The 16,777-nt window shown below is 54.5% G+C and carries 17 protein-coding genes; 4 read left to right on the top strand and 13 right to left on the bottom strand.

Annotated elements, in window-relative coordinates:
* Nucleotides 1-164: 164 nt before the first annotated feature.
* The 4 genes from BLR08_RS24860 to BLR08_RS24845 form a co-directional block, all read right to left on the bottom strand.
* On the bottom strand, nt 165-614 hold the full coding sequence (locus tag BLR08_RS24860; protein ID WP_072330988.1) for a hypothetical protein: 450 nt from the start codon (nt 612-614) through the stop codon (nt 165-167).
* Between the two features lie 219 nt (nt 615-833).
* Entirely contained in the window at nt 834-2,390 is a 1,557-nt protein-coding gene (locus BLR08_RS24855; RefSeq protein WP_072330990.1) for an anti-sigma-I factor RsgI family protein, read from the bottom strand.
* Complete coding sequence (sigI, locus tag BLR08_RS24850) at nt 2,387-3,220, bottom strand: RNA polymerase sigma factor SigI (protein ID WP_072330992.1); 834 nt, start codon at nt 3,218-3,220, stop codon at nt 2,387-2,389. Before sigI ends, BLR08_RS24855 begins: the two co-directional genes overlap by 4 nt.
* A gap of 286 nt (nt 3,221-3,506) precedes the next feature.
* Nucleotides 3,507-3,935 (bottom strand): hypothetical protein, encoded by a 429-nt coding sequence (locus tag BLR08_RS24845; protein ID WP_072330994.1) that lies wholly within the window; start codon nt 3,933-3,935, stop codon nt 3,507-3,509.
* Between the two features lie 469 nt (nt 3,936-4,404).
* On the opposite strand from BLR08_RS24845, the gene BLR08_RS24840 reads away from it, so the two are divergent.
* From BLR08_RS24840 to BLR08_RS24835, 3 genes are read left to right on the top strand one after another with little or no spacing between them, the layout of a single operon-like run.
* Entirely contained in the window at nt 4,405-4,617 is a 213-nt protein-coding gene (locus tag BLR08_RS24840) for a KTSC domain-containing protein (RefSeq protein WP_072330996.1), read from the top strand.
* Nucleotides 4,618-4,667: 50 nt separating this feature from the next.
* Nucleotides 4,668-4,889, top strand: a complete 222-nt coding sequence (locus BLR08_RS30835) for a hypothetical protein (protein WP_143014449.1) — start codon at nt 4,668-4,670, stop codon at nt 4,887-4,889.
* A complete protein-coding gene (locus BLR08_RS24835) occupies nt 4,850-6,823 on the top strand; it encodes a glycoside hydrolase family 15 protein (RefSeq protein WP_072330998.1) in 1,974 nt (657 codons plus the stop codon). The genes BLR08_RS30835 and BLR08_RS24835 overlap by 40 nt, the downstream gene beginning before the upstream one ends.
* A 180-nt stretch (nt 6,824-7,003) precedes the next feature.
* Here the strand turns inward: BLR08_RS24835 and BLR08_RS24830 are convergent, their stop codons facing one another.
* Complete coding sequence (locus BLR08_RS24830; RefSeq protein ID WP_072331000.1) at nt 7,004-7,801, bottom strand: peptidylprolyl isomerase; 798 nt, start codon at nt 7,799-7,801, stop codon at nt 7,004-7,006.
* On the opposite strand from BLR08_RS24830, the gene BLR08_RS32180 reads away from it, so the two are divergent.
* Complete coding sequence (locus tag BLR08_RS32180) at nt 7,737-8,255, top strand: glucuronyl esterase domain-containing protein (protein WP_371117702.1); 519 nt, start codon at nt 7,737-7,739, stop codon at nt 8,253-8,255. The two genes, BLR08_RS24830 and BLR08_RS32180, sit on opposite strands and share 65 nt — an antisense overlap.
* A 138-nt stretch (nt 8,256-8,393) precedes the next feature.
* Here BLR08_RS32180 and BLR08_RS24820 read toward each other — a convergent pair whose 3' ends face one another.
* From BLR08_RS24820 to BLR08_RS24785, 8 genes are all read right to left on the bottom strand, one after another.
* A complete protein-coding gene (locus tag BLR08_RS24820; RefSeq protein ID WP_072331004.1) occupies nt 8,394-9,077 on the bottom strand; it encodes a cysteate racemase in 684 nt (227 codons plus the stop codon).
* A gap of 102 nt (nt 9,078-9,179) precedes the next feature.
* Nucleotides 9,180-10,571: an NAD-dependent malic enzyme gene (locus BLR08_RS24815; protein ID WP_072331006.1), complete on the bottom strand. Its 1,392-nt coding sequence runs from the start codon at nt 10,569-10,571 to the stop codon at nt 9,180-9,182.
* Between the two features lie 47 nt (nt 10,572-10,618).
* The gene (locus tag BLR08_RS24810) at nt 10,619-11,443 is read right to left on the bottom strand and encodes a sugar phosphate isomerase/epimerase family protein (protein ID WP_072331008.1); all 825 of its coding nucleotides are present in this window, start codon (nt 11,441-11,443) and stop codon (nt 10,619-10,621) included.
* Nucleotides 11,444-11,459: 16 nt separating this feature from the next.
* Nucleotides 11,460-12,287, bottom strand: a complete 828-nt coding sequence (locus BLR08_RS24805; protein WP_072331010.1) for a PfkB family carbohydrate kinase — start codon at nt 12,285-12,287, stop codon at nt 11,460-11,462.
* Between the two features lie 17 nt (nt 12,288-12,304).
* On the bottom strand, nt 12,305-13,162 hold the full coding sequence (locus tag BLR08_RS24800; RefSeq protein ID WP_072331012.1) for a carbohydrate ABC transporter permease: 858 nt from the start codon (nt 13,160-13,162) through the stop codon (nt 12,305-12,307).
* 2 nt (nt 13,163-13,164) lie between these two features.
* Nucleotides 13,165-14,043 (bottom strand): carbohydrate ABC transporter permease, encoded by an 879-nt coding sequence (locus BLR08_RS24795; RefSeq protein WP_072331014.1) that lies wholly within the window; start codon nt 14,041-14,043, stop codon nt 13,165-13,167.
* Nucleotides 14,044-14,118: 75 nt separating this feature from the next.
* Complete coding sequence (locus tag BLR08_RS24790; protein ID WP_072331016.1) at nt 14,119-15,417, bottom strand: ABC transporter substrate-binding protein; 1,299 nt, start codon at nt 15,415-15,417, stop codon at nt 14,119-14,121.
* Nucleotides 15,418-15,544: 127 nt separating this feature from the next.
* Nucleotides 15,545-16,516: an SIS domain-containing protein gene (locus tag BLR08_RS24785; RefSeq protein ID WP_072331018.1), complete on the bottom strand. Its 972-nt coding sequence runs from the start codon at nt 16,514-16,516 to the stop codon at nt 15,545-15,547.
* Nucleotides 16,517-16,777: the final 261 nt, after the last annotated feature.

Here is a 16,777-nt window from a genome sequence, read left to right as displayed (position 1 = left end):
GGCACGATGTAGATGACTCGACTTGCTTCCCATAGCGATTTCGCCCGCTGTCGCTTTAATTGAACAACGCCCATTACGCATACTATTCCATCCGGATAGGGACAGTTCCTTTTTTTTTTGCAAAAAAATAAACAAGAGGAGAAGACCCTCCTACCGGAAAGTCGTCACTCCTCCTTCTCAACCCCGTACTCTATCACATAGCCCGTATGCTCCAAGTATTTGAACGTATACCGGAGGTCGGCGTCGAATGCATCGCTCGGGAAGTCCGTGTCGTAAATATACAGCTTCGTCCCCTCCACCATTATGATGTTCTCATTCGTATGCTTGCCGCCGGTCCGCTCGATCTGAGGCCTGCCGGTCACTTCCTGATAGGAGCCGTTCAGATAGGCCGGCAAATCCCGAATCGCATTAACCGTGACTAGCAGGAAATAAACAAAGCCAACGGCCATCAAAGACCCCAGCATGACATGATGGATCAGCCTCTTGTACTTCTGCTGCCTGTAGTACTCCCTCCAGATCGAGAAGTAAACAAAGCACATGAACCCCAGGAACAAACAAATGCCCAGTTCACCCAGGTACTCCGTCAAGAATGAATCGGAATAGGACTTCACCATATCACCCTCTATGTCCCTGCCCTAAGCCGGCAGAAATATATAGTCATGCGCCCTCTTCCCTAATCTATGCCGCAACACCCGGCATCGTTCCTGTCTGCCTGTAAAAATAAGAAAAGCTCCTGATCGGAGCCTTTCTCTACCGCTTTAGTGAAGTTAAACTTTCTTGACTCATAAAAATAAACCGAACCCGCCGGGATTCGGTCCGCTCTGAACAGCCGGTCAATCGTCTGACCGTTCCGTTCTTTTCCTCTGCTCTTCCTGCTTCTTGCGCTCGGCCTCCTGCTTTTTGCGCTCCGCTTCGTCCTTCTTGCGTTTCTCTTCCTCCTGCTTCTTGCGCTCAGCTTCCTTCTTCTTGCTCGCTTCTTCCTCTTGCTGCTTTTTCAGCTCTTCGGCCTTCTTCCGTTCGGCCTCCTGCTTCTTTCTCAGCTCCTCTTGCTTCTTCCGCTCTTCCTCTTGTTTCTTGCGGTTTTCTTCCTGCTTTTTCCGTTCGGCCTCCTGCTTCTTGCGCTGCTCCTCGGCTTTCTTGCGCGCTTCCTCCGCCCGCTTCGCCTCATCGCCGCGCTTTACTTCCTCCTGCTTCCGGTCGTCATCGTCGTCCCTGCCGCGGGAGCCGCCTGAACCGGATGTGCCAGGTTTGGAGCCGGAGCCCGATGAAGTTTTGCCGTTATCCTTCTTGTCGTCGTCTCTGGTGTTCCGGCTGCCCTTCCGGTCGTCGTCATCGTCATCGTCGTCGCGGCTGTTGCCGTTCTTGCTCTGCGAAGAGGTCGTTTTCTTCGGATCATCCTTGCCGCCCGAGGAGGTTCCGTTGCGGGTGCCGCTCTGGCTGTTTTTGCCATCCCTGTCCGACTGCGTTTGGCCTTTGCCGGCCTTGGCGCCTGTCTGATTTTTCCCGTTCGGATCCGGGCTGTTTTTAGCCGAGCCTTTTTTCTCATTGACCTTTTTATCCAGCTCGCCGGTCTTCTCTTCCTCGACAAGCTGCTTGAGATCGCTCTTCGTCGGGACGCGGCTCGGTTGGATGGACTGGGCCACCTCCGGCTTGTTTTTGGCAATCTGCAAGACCGATTCCTTCTTAATCTCCTCCAGCGTCACATCCGCTCCGCTGCTCTTGGCATTCAGATAGACCGAATATTTGCCGGTTGATACCCCGTTCTGGCTCGCCGCCTCTCGCACTTCCTTGGGGGCCGCGAACGCCGCTACCTGGTATTGATTCGCCTGCTGCGGGTGTGTGGTCTCGATATGCTTGGTGACCTGCTGCTTCAGACGTTCGGCTATCGATTCGTCATTGACCTTGCTGTCCGGCAGAATGACCGTACTGGCGATAACGATCTCGCCTTCTCCCTTAGCCAAAGCTTCACGCTCGGCATTATCCAGCAAACGCTCGGTGACCTGCTCCAGATTTCTGCCTTTGAACTCTACCGCTTCAATCAACAGGTTTCCATCCTCATTCAGCCCGCGCAGCTCCAATACGTTCTCTTGAACGTCGATTCCGATCTCGACGCTCGGGTTGATGTCCATCGTTATGTAGGCAACAATCTCGGGGCTGCCGAGCTTGCCATTGAAGCTGGCGAACACGACCAGGCAAAATACGACCGCTGCGGCGATCGCCGACTTTCCCGCGACCGATGAGCTCCTCCAGTTGACGCCGGGTTTGTCATATTCGATTTCTTCCCCAATTTGGCAGGTGCGTTTCCGTCGGGAGACACGCTCAAACCTGCCGTCCGCCCTCATGATGATCAAATGCTTGCTCGTGATTTGCATGACAATACCCTTATTCAATTGGCGTCCCCCCTTCCCTCATGATCAACCTCTTCATCTCTCTCTGCTTCGTCGCCCTTGATATGCAAATAATCCTTCAGATACGGGAACGGCCCGCTGTATATCAGCGCGACAGTAATAATAAACTTCCGGTTGCGCTCCAGCGTTTTGCGGGAGACGCTCACTTGGTCGAGCAATTCCTTGATGGGCAGCATTTTTTTGCCGAGCATCAGCTTCATCAATGCCATATCGCCCGACAGCTTGTAAGCAATGGCGAACAAGGCTTGCCGGGAATCATCATGCTTGGGAGAGGCATCGGCCAATTCCTCAAACTGGATTCCGAATTCAGCCAGCATTCGACTCAAATCGACAATTTCGCTGCGTCTCTCTTCCATCCCCTTCTGTTTCTCATATTCCTCGATGGCCTGGTGAATCTCAATCGGGTTCACCGCGTGATCCTCTTCATCCTCGACCTCGAATGTGCTGTAAGGAATCTGCCCGGCAAACCGCTGCTCCTTCCGCACATAGTCGATAAGACGGCGGCGCATGACCTGTTCGGCGAACCCGAGAAAGGAACGCCCCGCCTGCGGAGAGAATTGGTTGATCGCTTCATTGAAGGCTCCGAGCGCGATGCTGAACTCGTCATCCCGCGTCGGATCGACGTAACGCTTGCAGAAACGGCTGGTCACCTTCGCCACATAAGGCTGATAGTCGGTGATAAATTGATTGCGCAGCCGCAAGTCGCCCTCCTGTATACGAATCACAATCTCTTCCGGAGTACTAGTCGCTTCGGAAGCCGGGTGGTGTGTCTGACGTTTTCCTAGAAATTTCTTGAATAAAACAAGCAGCAACCGTTCCACCTCACACTAAATTTTTCGCTGTTCTCTATGGGATTGCGGGGGTATGAGCTTCACCCTCCGGCCTATTTGCAAAGTAAATTTTTATGCGATTTTCTTAGCCCCTGTCAAGCGGCTTGTACGAGAAAAAAACGCCCCCCTGCCGCCTGCCGGCCGCAAGTCCGGGAAGGCTCCGGACCGCAGCTTTCGCGCAAGCCGTTCGCACGCCGGCTCTTTGCCGTACAAGCATACGGCAGGAGCGGGCGCGCGGCATAAGGGACGTTTCTCGGATAGGCGGATATCAGGACATGCCGCGTATCGTCTTCTTGCTCTTGAGCTTATTCCTGCGCTGGCTCAGCACATGAAGCCGCTTCTTCAGCTGCTGCTCCCACTCCGTATCGCCGATATCCTTGGCAACCGTCAGCAGGTCCAGCGCCATATCGACCTGGCTGCGGACAACGTCCAGCGGCTCCTCATTCTCATGGTTTACACAATTCTCCAGCAGCTCCGACGGATCGCGCTGCTCGACATACTCCGCGAAGTCGACCTCCGGAGCGCCGTCCCCGTGCGCATATTCGGCCAAAATCTCATATTCATTCTCCACCAGATGGTGGACCTCAACGCGATGGCATACCGGGCAGAACAGCAGCGGCACATTGTGAATCTGCGTTCGGATATGTTTAAGCGTACCCTTCGTTCCCAGCATACTGGCTCCGCAACAAAAACTCATTCACACTCGCCCCCTGATTCGCTTTCTTCTGTCCCTGTTACCCTTATTCGACCAAAAGCGTCAATTATCCTGCTTTTTCTGTCCGTACGCCTAAAGTTAAATGTTGCCTGTCCCCAGCGGAAGTCCTTCCTGGAGGAGCCTCCCTCGGTCTATAGGCGCATAATTGGATTCCCGCATGCAAACTTCTTCATGGCCGCCTTACCGCCGTCTTGTCTGCCTATATTCCCACTGTATGATAGGAAAACGGCTTTATGATCGACTCGGGCTCGCCTCCGGTTGCGAGCTGCAGCCGGCCGAAGGAATCGCCGTGGCACGGCGACACCTTCCCTGACGGAGCGGCTGGCGCAGATGTTGCAAGACCTCCCATTTTTCTAACCGGATTGATCTTGCTTGCGCCCTCCCCTTCTATAACCCGCAAGTCGCACATATATATAAATGACATGGCAACCCGAGAGGAGAGAGGCTCACCATGAAGATGATTTCGATCGGTTCCAAGCAAATCCCGTATGTGCGCTATGATGATCAGGCATCACAGATGCATATCCATTACTATACGGGGCAAACCCTCACATGCAGCGGCGTAGCGCCGGATCAGTACCGCCAGCTGCTGCAGTCTCCGAACCGTTACGATATGATCATGAGGATGACTGCCCTGCAGCCCGGCCTCACGCATCAGAAGTAAGCCTCCACTAGCGAGACCCTGAATCTCCCCTTGCGGCGGAGATTATTTTTTTGACGCGCAAAGAGGGCTTGCATGCGCCGCTATCTCCCGGCCAGGCCGGTATTTTTCTCCAAGAGGGCAGAAAAAGTGCGGCGGGATACGTTTTCATTGTTTTTCATACATTGACCGGCTTGGCAGAAAACGGTACTCTTATAGAGAGAGAAAGCATTCTGAACAAGAAGGAAGTGGATGCATGCCAAGACATCTCGTTATCGGGAACGGCAAGTTCTTGATCAATCTGGATCGCAACACCTATATGCGCGACCTGTACTATCCCTACGTAGGGCAGCTGAATCACGTCGGCGGCTATCAATGCCGTATCGGCTTATGGGTCGACGGCACGTTTAGTTGGCTGTCCGATCCCGAATGGAACTTCGAACTCTCTTATGTGGAGGACTCGCTGGTCACAGAGGTGCGGGCATCGCATTACCACTTGGGCATTACGCTTCTGATTAATGACGGCGTGCACCAGCGCGAGGATATTTATCTGAAGCGCATCACGGTTCACAATCACTGGGACAGCGTCCGCGAGGTACGCATGTTTTTCAACCAGGATCTTGTCATCAATGAAACGGAGGTCGGCGATACCGCCGCCTATTACCCGCTCAATAACACCGTGTTTCATTATAAGAAAGACCGCTACTTTATGTTCAACGGATTGAGCGGAGACGAAGGTCTCTACCAGTACACGACTGGCGTCAAGCGCTTCTACAACGCCGAGGGCACGTGGCGCGATGCCGAAGACGGCCAGCTCTCCGGCAATGCGATCGCTCAAGGCTCCGTTGACAGCACCATCTCGGTGCGTCTGCATGTTCCGCCCAATAATGACGGAGTTCTCTACTACTGGATGACAGCCGGCAAGGACCTGGAGGAAGTCAAGAAGCTCGACGCCTACGTCAAGGAAAGCCATCCCGACAAGCTGCTCGAGCGGGCCAAAATTTACTGGCAGCGCTGGGTTAACAAATCCGAGCGAGACTATGGCAATCTGAGCGAGGCATGCGTCCGCTTGTACAAGCAAAGCCTGCTCATCGTCCGCACGCAAACCGATGTGAACGGCGCGATCATCGCGGCCAACGACTCGGATATTATGCATTCCAACCGCGACCACTACAGCTACATGTGGCCCCGGGACGGAGCGCTGATCGCTTACGCGATGACGATGGCCGGCTATCAGGGTATGATTACGCCTTTCTTCCACTTTTGCGCGAATGCGCTGTCGCCGGAGGGCTATCTTCACCACAAGTACAATCCGGACGGGACAGTCGGCTCCAGCTGGCATCCTTACCTCAATGGCGGCAATGTCCAGCTGCCGATCCAGGAGGATGAGACGGCGCTCGTGCTGTTCGCCCTCTGGCAGGATTATGCCCGCCACGAGGTTATCGAGCTGCCCCAATCGCTCTATCGGACGCTGATCCGCCGCGCGGCGCGCTTCATGTCCAGCTACATCGAGCATGAGCTGTCGTTGCCCAAGCCAAGCTATGACCTGTGGGAAGAACGCTACGGAATTTTCACTTTCACAGCTTCAGCCGTATACGGCGGCCTGATCGCGGCGGCGAACTTCTGCAGCCTGTTCGGGGATGAAGAGCGGGCCAGCCTCTACCGCGACCATGCGGAGAAGATTAAGGCCGGCATTCTCACGCATCTGTGGGACGAGGAAGAAGGCCGTTTCGTCCGCGGCTTGTACCAGGAGAACGGAGTCTGGGTGAAGGACCGCACCTACGAGAGCAGCGTTTACGGCATCTTCGAATTCGGCGTGCTGCCGGCGGATGATCCGCGTGTCGTGAGCACCATGCAGGCCAATCGCGAGCACTTGACGATCAAGACGGAGATCGGCGGCGTCGCCCGGTATCATCACGACTACTACTTCCAGCGCTCGTCCGACATTGCCAACGTGCCGGGCAATCCCTGGATCATCTGTACCCTGTGGATCGCGGAATGGGAGATCGAATACGCCAAAACGCTAGAGGAGCTTGAAGCTCCCCGCCGCACGCTGGAGTGGGTCGTGAAGCATGCGATGGAAAGCGGCGTCTTGTCCGAGCAGCTCGATCCGTTCAACGGCGATCCGGTCTCGGTCGCTCCGCTGACCTGGTCCCATGCGACCTATGTGCTGACCGTCGTAAAGTATACGGAGAAGTACAAGAAGCTGCTGGCCGCAGCGGACAAGTAAGGCTTGCTCCGGTTGAAGCTGAGGCCATAACGCTGAGGGCATAGTTGAATTGACGTCTTCATGAAAAAAAGGGTCGAACGCAGGACTTGCACATTGTCCTGGGTTCGACCCTTTTTGCTTTACGTTGTCTGGCCGGGCGCATTCAGCCACTCGCTCATGTACGTGAGCAAGCCCGCCGCCCTATTTCTCTGCGATCTGAACCGAGAGCATCTTGACCGTCTCCACGGGCACGCTGGCCTCGCCTCGGTCAGTGGCCTTCACCGGCGTAGCGGCGATCGCTTGTACTGTATCCATGCCCGAGCTGACCTTGCCGAAGATCGTATAGTTCGGCGTGCTGTTCAGATATTCGCTATCCGGTCCCGTGCAGATGAAAAACTGGCTGCCGTTCGTATCGGGTCCCGCATTCGCCATCGCAACGATACCCGGCTCGTATTTATGACCGCCGCCAAGCTCGTCTGCGAAGCTGTAGCCTGGGCCGCCGCGACCGGTGCCTGCCGGGTCGCCCGTCTGAATCATAAAGCTCTGGATAATCCGGTGGAACACGACATCATCGTAGAAGCCGTCCCTAGCCAGCGCGATAAAGTTATTGACCGTCTGCGGCGCATCCTTGGCGAACAGCTCGATAACGATCGGCCCCTTGTTCGTTTCGATGGTAGCCGTATATGTCTTGTTGACGTCGATCGCCATCTTCGGCGCTTGGGTATACCGGTTGCCGACCCAGATCGTATCGTTCTTGCCGTCATACTGCACCTGCTTGCCCAGCGTTTCGCTCATGAAACGCAGCGGCACATAAGTAGTCCCCTCATAGATGAACGGTTGACCTTCCGCCGGCTTTTTCTCCTTGCCATCGAACATAAATTTCAGCGGCTTGAAATAAACCTCGATCTGCTGCCCTCCAGCCGCGCTAACGCCAATGGCCGCCGTCAGCATAGCCCCGAGCACCACTCCGACTGCCGTGTACTTCAGCTTGTCCTTCAAAGGCTTCCTGCCTCCTCGATTAAGTATGAATGACTGCCTACCATCAAGCATAAAGCCATGTGCGGAAAAAATCCAGTGTGACGCTGGATTTGCCGGCCGCTGCCTTTGGTTCTGTGAAAACTACAAGAGCTACAACGGTCAAGAATTCGCTTTGCCCGTGGATCAGCATATGCTGCTGGCGCTCATCGCTCCTCGGCCGCTCTACGTCGCCAGCGCGACGGAGGATGCGTGGGCGGACCCGGCATCGGAGTTTCTGGCTTGTATGCATGCCGATCCCGTCTACAGGCTGCTCGGATACGTCGGGTTTGAAGCAGACGGGCCTCCCTCGCCGGAAACGCCGATACATAGCGCACGGATAGGGTACCATTTGCGAACGGGACATCATGATTTGACGCGGTACGATTGGAGCTGCTTTATGGACTTCGCTGATCTTCCTGCCAACTTGGGGCGCTAGAGAAATCAACATCTCCAATGCGTCGTGAAAAGCTTCCCGCCGCTCCTTAGCAATCATGCGGATTCGAATCGACGTTAAAAAGCCCGGGAACCTTCTTACGGTTCCCGGACTCGGCCGACCATGCCGCCGGCGCCCCTTCTACTGGGCATAAGCGCGTTCAACAATCGCGCGGGCCAATATATCGGTCGGATTGACGACCCGGATGCTCTCAGTCGACCGCAGTACGATCGGCACTTCCGTACAGCCTGCGATAACGGCTTGTGCCCCGTCGGATACGAGCGCTTCCGCCGCTTTCCGGAAAATACGCTCCCCGGTCTCCAGGTCGCCTCGCTTGACCGCCCGGATGCCCTCCATGACCTCCGCCTGCAGCCCTTCGTCCGGGATCAGCACGCTAACGCCCTCTCGACTCAGCAGCTTCTGATAAAGCTTCGTTCGAAGCGTCCCGTCAGTGGCGAGAATTCCCACCGCTCCAATTCCGGAATTGGCGACATGGCGGGACGTTTCTCCGGGCATATGGACGACGGGGATGGACACGGCTCCTTCGATCCGATCGATAAAGTAATGGGCCGTATTGCAGGCGATCGCGATCATATCCGCTCCTGCCTGCTGCAGCCGGTTTGCCGACTCTTGCAAATAAGGACCGGGGTCCGGACCAACACCCAAAATCGCTTCGGTCCGATCCGGAATTTGGGGATACTGATCCACGATTAGATGAACATGCTCTTGATCCCGTCTGGCCGGCGTATGCTCGATCACCTTGCGCATAAAGTCTACCGTGGCCAGCGGACCCATCCCGCCGATCACGCCTACTGTTCTTGACATCTGTGCGTCACACTCCGTCGAGACTGTTTCCAGCCGCCTGTCCCGGGGCTTTATCCTTCAGTCAAATGGGATGCGGCTTTCATTCGCTGTCTCGTTTCGTCTTTATCTGAAATCCGGGGGAATTCGCCGCGCAACGCCGGTCAATATGGCCGTTTCGATGACGGCGCGCCGCACCTTTTGAACGACTTGCTCATTGAAAATGCTCGGGATGATATACTGCTCGTTCAGCTCGGCATCCGATACGACAGCCGCAATGGCGCGTGCGGCCGCCAGTTTCATCGGTTCGTTGATCCGCGCCGCGCGGCAGTCGAGAACGCCCCGGAAAATGCCGGGGAATACAAGCACGTTGTTGATCTGGTTCGGGTAGTCGCTTCTTCCGGTCGCAAACACCTTCACGTGAGGCAGCGCCGCTTCGGGAGCGATTTCCGGCACTGGATTCGCCATCGCAAAGACGATCGCATTCTCATTCATGCGCGCCACATCCGCCCCGCTCAACAGATTTCCCCTGGACACGCCGATAAAGACGTCCGCCCCCGCCAATACCTCCCGCAGCTTTCCTTCCTGCGCCTCCACTTCGGGCTGTTCCGCAAGCCATTGCCACATCGGATGCTCATAATGTCCGCCGCGCACGATGGCTCCCTCCCGATCGACCGGGACAAGCCGGGTAACGCCGGCGGTCAGCAGCATTTTACAGATCGAGACGCCGGCGGCTCCGATTCCGTTCACGACAACGCGAATCTGATCGATCCGTTTGCCCGCCACCTTCAGCGCATTGAGCACCCCGGCCGTCACAACGATGGCCGTTCCGTGCTGATCGTCGTGGAAGACGGGGATGTCCAGCTCCTCGGACAAGCGAGTCTCGATTTCGAAGCAACGGGGAGAACTGATGTCCTCCAGATTGATGCCGCCGAAGACCGGACTAATCGTTTTAATCGTCCGTATGATTTCCTCCGTGTCTTTCGTATCCAGACAAAGCGGAAATGCGTCGACATCGGCGAGCTGCTTGAACAGCATCGCCTTTCCCTCCATAACCGGTGTGGCCGCATACGGCCCAATGTCGCCCAAACCGAGAACAGCGGTCCCGTCCGAAATGACGGCTACCGCATTGCGCTTGATCGTCAAGGAATAGGCTTTTTTCATATCCTCATAAATAGCCGTACATACTTTCGCAACCCCCGGCGTATAAACTAGCGATAAATCGTCCCGGTTTTTGATTTTTTGCTTCGGCTGCACTTCGATTTTACCGCCGAGATGAGCGAGAAACGTACGGTCCGATACGTTGACAAGACGAATACCCTCCGTACGCTTGATCGACTCGACAATCTCCGCTTCGCCCGCTTCCGCCATGACCGTAATATCTCGGACGGAATATTCCTTGCCGGGACGAATGACGTCGACGGACGTTATATCTCCCCCCGCCTTGCTGATCGTGTTCGCGACGTCTCCGAACGAGACAAGACGATGATCCAACTCTATGCGCAATATGACGCTCATTTCTTTCTCGCCTTTCTTTCGATGTAATGACCGCGGCGCCGGCCTGCTTAAAACCCGGCTTTCCGCAAATGCTCCAGGCTGAGCCGGGTCGCCGATTCGGGATCCCAGTTATACTTGGGACCGATGATTTCCAAGGTCAAGTACCCGTCATAGCCATGATCGTCCAGACTGCGCTTGAACGCCTCAAGCGGGAAACAGCCTTCCCCCCAGGCGAGATGAGCCGATGTCTTGCCGTCGCCGTCCAAAAAATGAATGTGAACGAGATCGTCGCCGAAGGCGGCCGCATAGCCGTCGATGGTATCTCCGGCCAGCATCATCGGTACCGTATCGAGCATCGCCTTGACGTTCGGCGAGCCGACTTCGTCAATCATCCGTTTCAAGTCGGCCGCATTGTTTATGACATTGGAGCCGAAATGTGAAAGCGGCTCAAGCACCAGAACGGCGCCGGCTTGCTTCGCTTCCAGGGCGATTTCCCCGATCGAATCGCGGGCCCTTTCCCACGCGTCCTCCTTCGGTTCGTCGAAAAATCCGTACCCGGCCGTCACCAGCAGCCGACCGCAGTTCAGCGAATTTGCCATACTGAGGCTCTTCTTGAAATAGTCGATGCTTCGTCTGCGAAGCGTATCGTCCTTCGAAGACAAATTGATCGGATAAATGCACTGCTCCGGCGTGAAGCAGACAATCTCCAAGCCGCGCCGGTCGATTTTGTTCCGCATGGCCGCCGCTTCCTGATGTGTGGCGTCCCCGACGTATAAATGCGGCGCGCCTGCCCACAGCTCTATCGCCTGCAGGCCGAGACGTTCCGTGGAATCGAGAAAATAATCGAACGTATACCGATGATAATGGAAGTTCATATTGGCGATTTTGGCCATGTCCGGCTTCCCCCTCCTATAATGCCGCTTGCTTCCCATAGCCGAACGCCCCATAATAACCGCAGACGGCCGATGCGAATGCCGTCGCTTCGTTCAGAGCGTACGGCAAGTCGCGGCTTTCGTGATAATGCCGCAAAAATGCGCCGATCAGTGAATCGCCAGCCCCCATCGTATCGACGACCTCGGTCTTCAGCGAAACCTGCCGGAACACCTTGCCTCCCTCTGAAAATATGGCCGGGTCCGCTCCCCGGGTAACCCCGATGACGCGGACGCCCAGCTTGTGGACGAAATCGAACAGATCGTCGATTTCCGAAGGTCCCATATCGCTGCCGGAGAAAAAAGCATAGGTCAAATAAGGGCATACTTGATGCAAATAGTCGGCATCCCAACGGTTGCGCGTGGAAAAGTCAAACGAAATCGCCTTCCCCCTCAGCTTGGCCAGCTCATGCTCCAGATCGCTGTTGATGCTCGTATGAACGACATCGTATTCCGCAATATAGTCCAAATCGTCCGCGTTGATTTTCAACGCGAGTACCGACTGCGCCCGCTTCGCCTTGTTCGAAGCGATAAACACCCGGTCTCCCTCCTGGCTCAGGGAAACGGTAGCGACTCCGGAAGGAGCATCCACCACCCGTACCCGGCCGATATCCAGCCCTTCCCGCTCCAGGGAATCGAGAATATGCGCTCCCGGAACATCACGCCCGACGATCCCCATATAAGCGGCCTTCTCGCAGCCGCTTCTTCTGGCGAAGACGGCGGCGTTCAGCGCATTTCCCCCCGGATACATGTTCCCCTGGTCCTTGTAATAGTCGACGACGCTGTCTCCGATGCCGATCAATTTCACGTGCGCCTTCTCCCTTCTTATCCTTTGACTCCGCCTTCCGCCAGTCCCCGCACGAAATGCTTCTGCATGAAAATGAACAGAAGAACGAGCGGCAGGGCAGAGATAACGAGCCCCGCCATCAAGACGCCCCAATCCGTATACAAAGCGTCGCGGAATGCCAGCAAGCCGGAAGTGATCGTTTTGACGGAATCGCTGTCGATGAAAATAATCGCGAATAAAAATTCGTTCCACGTCCAATACGCCGTCAGCAGAACGGTCGTCCAAATAATCGGCTTGCTCATCGGGATGAAAATGCGGAAGAAAATGCCGAGACTCGAGCAGCCTTCCAAATAAGCCGATTCTTCCAATTCCTTCGGAATTTGCAAGAAAAACGAACGGATGAGCAGCACCGTCATCGAGGTGCGGAACGCCACATAAGGCAGAATAAGCGCCCAATGCGTATTATGAATACCAAACGTCTGCACGAGCTTGTAAAGCGGAATAAGGCTTACCTGCGGCGAAAACATCAGCCCGGCGGACAACAACGCCAAAATAACATATTTCCCTTTGAAGGAAAAACGGGACAGGCCGTAAGCGCTGAATGCGCTGAGCAAAACCGTCAGAACGACGGAACAGGCCGTCACGATGACGCTGTTCATGAAATATTTCGAGACGCCCATCGTCCATGCTTTGGCATAATTGGAGGGCATCCATTTCGTCGGCAAAGACCAGCTGCTGCCGTATATTTCTTTTGTTTCCTTGAAGGAGCTCATCACCATCCAGAACAACGGATAGGCGACGATTAGAAAATAGCCGATCAGAACGAGCGAAACGAACACAATGCCTGCGATCATGCCGACAGATCGCTTCTTGCCTTGGGAGGCGGCGATGCTCATGGTTACTCCTCCTTCCCGGTTTTAAACAGTTTCGTTTGCAGCATGTAGAATAGGAAGGTGATAGCCAATATGACGTTGGCGATACTCGACGCATAACCCATCTCGTTGTCGACGAACGCTCTTTGATACAAGAAGGTGCTCAGCACCTGCGACGAATTGCCGGGGCCCCCGTTCGTCAGGACGTAAACGTCCGCGAACGTCAGGAACGACTGGCTGATGACGAACACGGTCGTCACAAACATCATTTCCTTGACCTGCGGCACGGTAATGTACCAGAACGCCTGAGTTTTGCTGCAGCCGTCGATCTTGGACGCCTCATACAGTTCCTGCGGAATTTTCTGAATGGCGACGATAAACAGCATCGTAATATACCCGATTCCTTGCCACTGGCTCATTGCGATAACGGCATAAATCGCAGTCGAGCTGTTGCCGAGCCACCCGGTTGCGTATTGGCCTAAGCCGATCAGTTCGAGCAGCTTGTTCAGCAGACCGATCTGCGGGTTGTAGATGAAGCCGAATAGCAGACCGATTACCGAAACCGATATCATCACAGGCAAAAAGTAAACGGTGCGCAATATGGGCGATATTTTGCGGAACAAGGCATCTTCCAAAATAGCAGCGAGCATTAGGCCTCCCAGCACCTGAAAAACAAGTGAGAAGCCGGCATGCAGCAGCGTATTTTTCAGCGCAATGTAAAAAACCGAATCCCCGAAAAGCCGGGTGTAATTGTCAAATCCGACAAAATCCTTTTTGCTCGAAAAAGGACTCCAGCTGAAAAATCCGGACTGCAGGTTTTGGATGACAGGGTAGTAGATAAAGACGGCAAGAATGAGTACGCTTGGCAAAATGTATAAATACGGAGTCAACTTCTTGTTGGTCATAAGGTTTCACCTTCATTCGTATGGAGGGAGCGGAGCCTCAGTTTTGGCTCCGCCCGGCGTGCTTGCGGCATTGCTTTATTTTCCGCGTACTTGCTTGGCAATATCCTGAACTTCCTTCATGACTTGTTCCGGCGTCTTTTTATTGTTAAGCACTTCCTGCATGGCGGCCAAGTAAACCTGGGATACCCGCGAATCCATCAGCGTATCGACCCATTGCGCCATGCTCTTCGCCTCGATGATTTTGTTCGCCGCTTCAATCATGAGCGGGTGCGGGGAGGTCTCCGCATTGATAGCGCCTTTGACCGCACTGGCGTAATTCGTATCCTTGACGTATTTCACGCCATTTTCCTTGCTCGTCAAAAATTTCAAAAACGCCATCGCTTCTTTCGGGTGCTTCGTCTTCGCCGAAATCATGAACCCTTCCGGCGCGCCCGTCATAATGTTCGGATCTCCCGCTCCACCTTCGATCGCCGGCATCTGGAAGAAGCCCCATTCGAAAGGAAGATCCTTGAAGAACCGGAACCCGCTCGTTTCCTCATAAGAGATAACTGCCTGCTGGTTGATGAACATATTCCGCTCTTCCTCGAACGAGATCGCATTCGGCTGATCGTTCATATAAGGCATAAGTTCCTGGAACTTCTGGATTGCCTGAACATAACCCGGATGAGTGAACTCGCCGGTTGCCGCCGCGTAATCTTTCGTCAGCACGTCCCCGGGTACAAGGCGAGCGTTCAGCGAGGTCATGTAGGCGCCGGCAACCCATGGCGCTTTATTCCCGACCGCAAGAGGCGTAAGGCCGCTCTCCGCTTTCAGCTTGGTGAGCACCTGCATGAATTGCGACCAAGTCGCCGGAGGCTGGAGCCCCAGCTTGTTGAAGACCGTCTTGTTATAGTAGAACAGCTTCGTCGACACCATCAGGGGAACGGCGAATGTCTTGCCGTCTTTCGTAAAGGGCTCAATGGCGGAAGGCATTATTTGCTCCGACCATGTCTTGTCGTCCGCATAATAGCTCGTCAAGTCAAGCGCTTTTCCTTCGCGGGCGAACTTCTCTCCGTATTCTCCGGCCCAGGAGAAGAAGATGTCCGGCGGATTTTCATTGGCCAGAACGACGTTGATCTTCTGCTTGTACTGGTCATTCAGCGCCGAGATGACCTCGATTTTAATATTCGGATTTTTGTCTTGGAATTCCTTGATGACGCTATTGAAGTAACCATTGAACGGCTCGTTCGGCCATCTGTGAAAAAACTGAAGCGTCACTTTGCCCGCATCTCCCGTTTCGCCCGCCGCCTTCCCGGCGTCATTACCATTCGAGCAGGCAGCGGCAAGCAGAAGGATCATCAAAGCGCTCATAAGGATGGCAATCGTTTTTTTCATGGCTAGTTCCCCCTTTATAGTGATCAAGTTTTAAAAAAAACGCTTTCAAACCCGCGATGAAGGAAGGCAATAGAGAACGTTCCCCTATTGCTCCTGCCCGCGGCCGGCCCATCAAATGATCAAACGATCAATAAGCGACCTTCCACATGTACCTTCTCGTTTCAAGCGGGTGGTTCGTTTCTTTGGCCAATTCGGCGGCAAATTGACGGATGACCTGGTTGAGAACGAGCGGGGCCACGTAACCCTTAACGTCTTCCTCAATCCCGGTGAAGTCGTAGTCCTTCGCATCGATAATGAGCAGCTTTTCGCCGTATTGGCGGAGAAACTTGAGGGCGCGCTCTTCGAGCGGGCGAGTTTCGTCAAGGCCGAGGAACAAAATGAACGGCGACTGCTTGTCCAAAATTTCAAATGGTCCGTGGAAAAACTCACCGGCATGAATCGCATGCGAATTTTTCCATTGCATTTCCATCAGGAAACAGATCGCAAACATGTAGGCGATGCCGTAGTTCGCGCCGCTTGCCATCGTGTAGATGACGCTCTCATCCTTGAAATCGACGGCGAACTTTTGCGCTGTGGGAGCGAATTGTTGTTTGGCCTTGGCATAGACGGAGTCGAAATGCGGCATGCTGCGCAGCATGCTATCAAGCTTCTTGTTCCCTTCCTTAACGGAAAGCACGCCGAGCACCAACTGATACAATACGCCGTAGTTCGATTCCTCCGCCTTCACTTCCCCTCCCCACGAATACGGGATGACATACTCCGAAGCTTGAGCCAGCGGGGAGTCGGTCAGGTTCGTCATCGATGCGGTAATGGCTCCTTTACTGCGGGCGAATTTGGCCGCTTCTACGGTTTCCGGCGTGTTGCCCCGCAGCGAACACAAGATGACAAGCGATCTTTCGTTTAGCGTTCTCGGATTTCGATGAATAAATTCATTGGAGCTGTACAAATCCGAGGTGATCGTTTCCGCCTCGCGGTCCAAGATATATTTGCTGGAATACATCAAGGATGACGAACCTCCACAAGCTACGAAAAACACACGTTCAATCGATCTTTCTTTCACTGCGTCCAGTACGCGCTGCACATGTTCATTGACCATCATGACGTTACCTCCAAGTTGTATAATATTGTTCACATACGTTATTGTACAATAATGTACAAATGGAGTCAACGATTTTTTTGAAAGCGCTGCACTATGGAAAATTTTCGCTTGCGGTCAATTCTAAGCGTCCTATCGCGAGGCCTGAAACGGACTTTCGCCGTCCAGTTGCCGCCCCTGCGGCCGGGCATGAAAAAAGCCCGCCAGGCTATGGCGGACTTGAATTCCCGATGTGACCTGCGGGCGCTTGGCCTATCGGCGGGT

It is taken from the genome of Paenibacillus sp. cl123 (assembly GCF_900101595.1).
Classification (GTDB): Bacteria; Bacillota; Bacilli; order Paenibacillales; family NBRC-103111; genus Paenibacillus_G.
The sequence above is the reverse complement of the archived record's forward strand: the minus strand, read 5'-3'. Positions and strand labels throughout refer to the sequence as shown.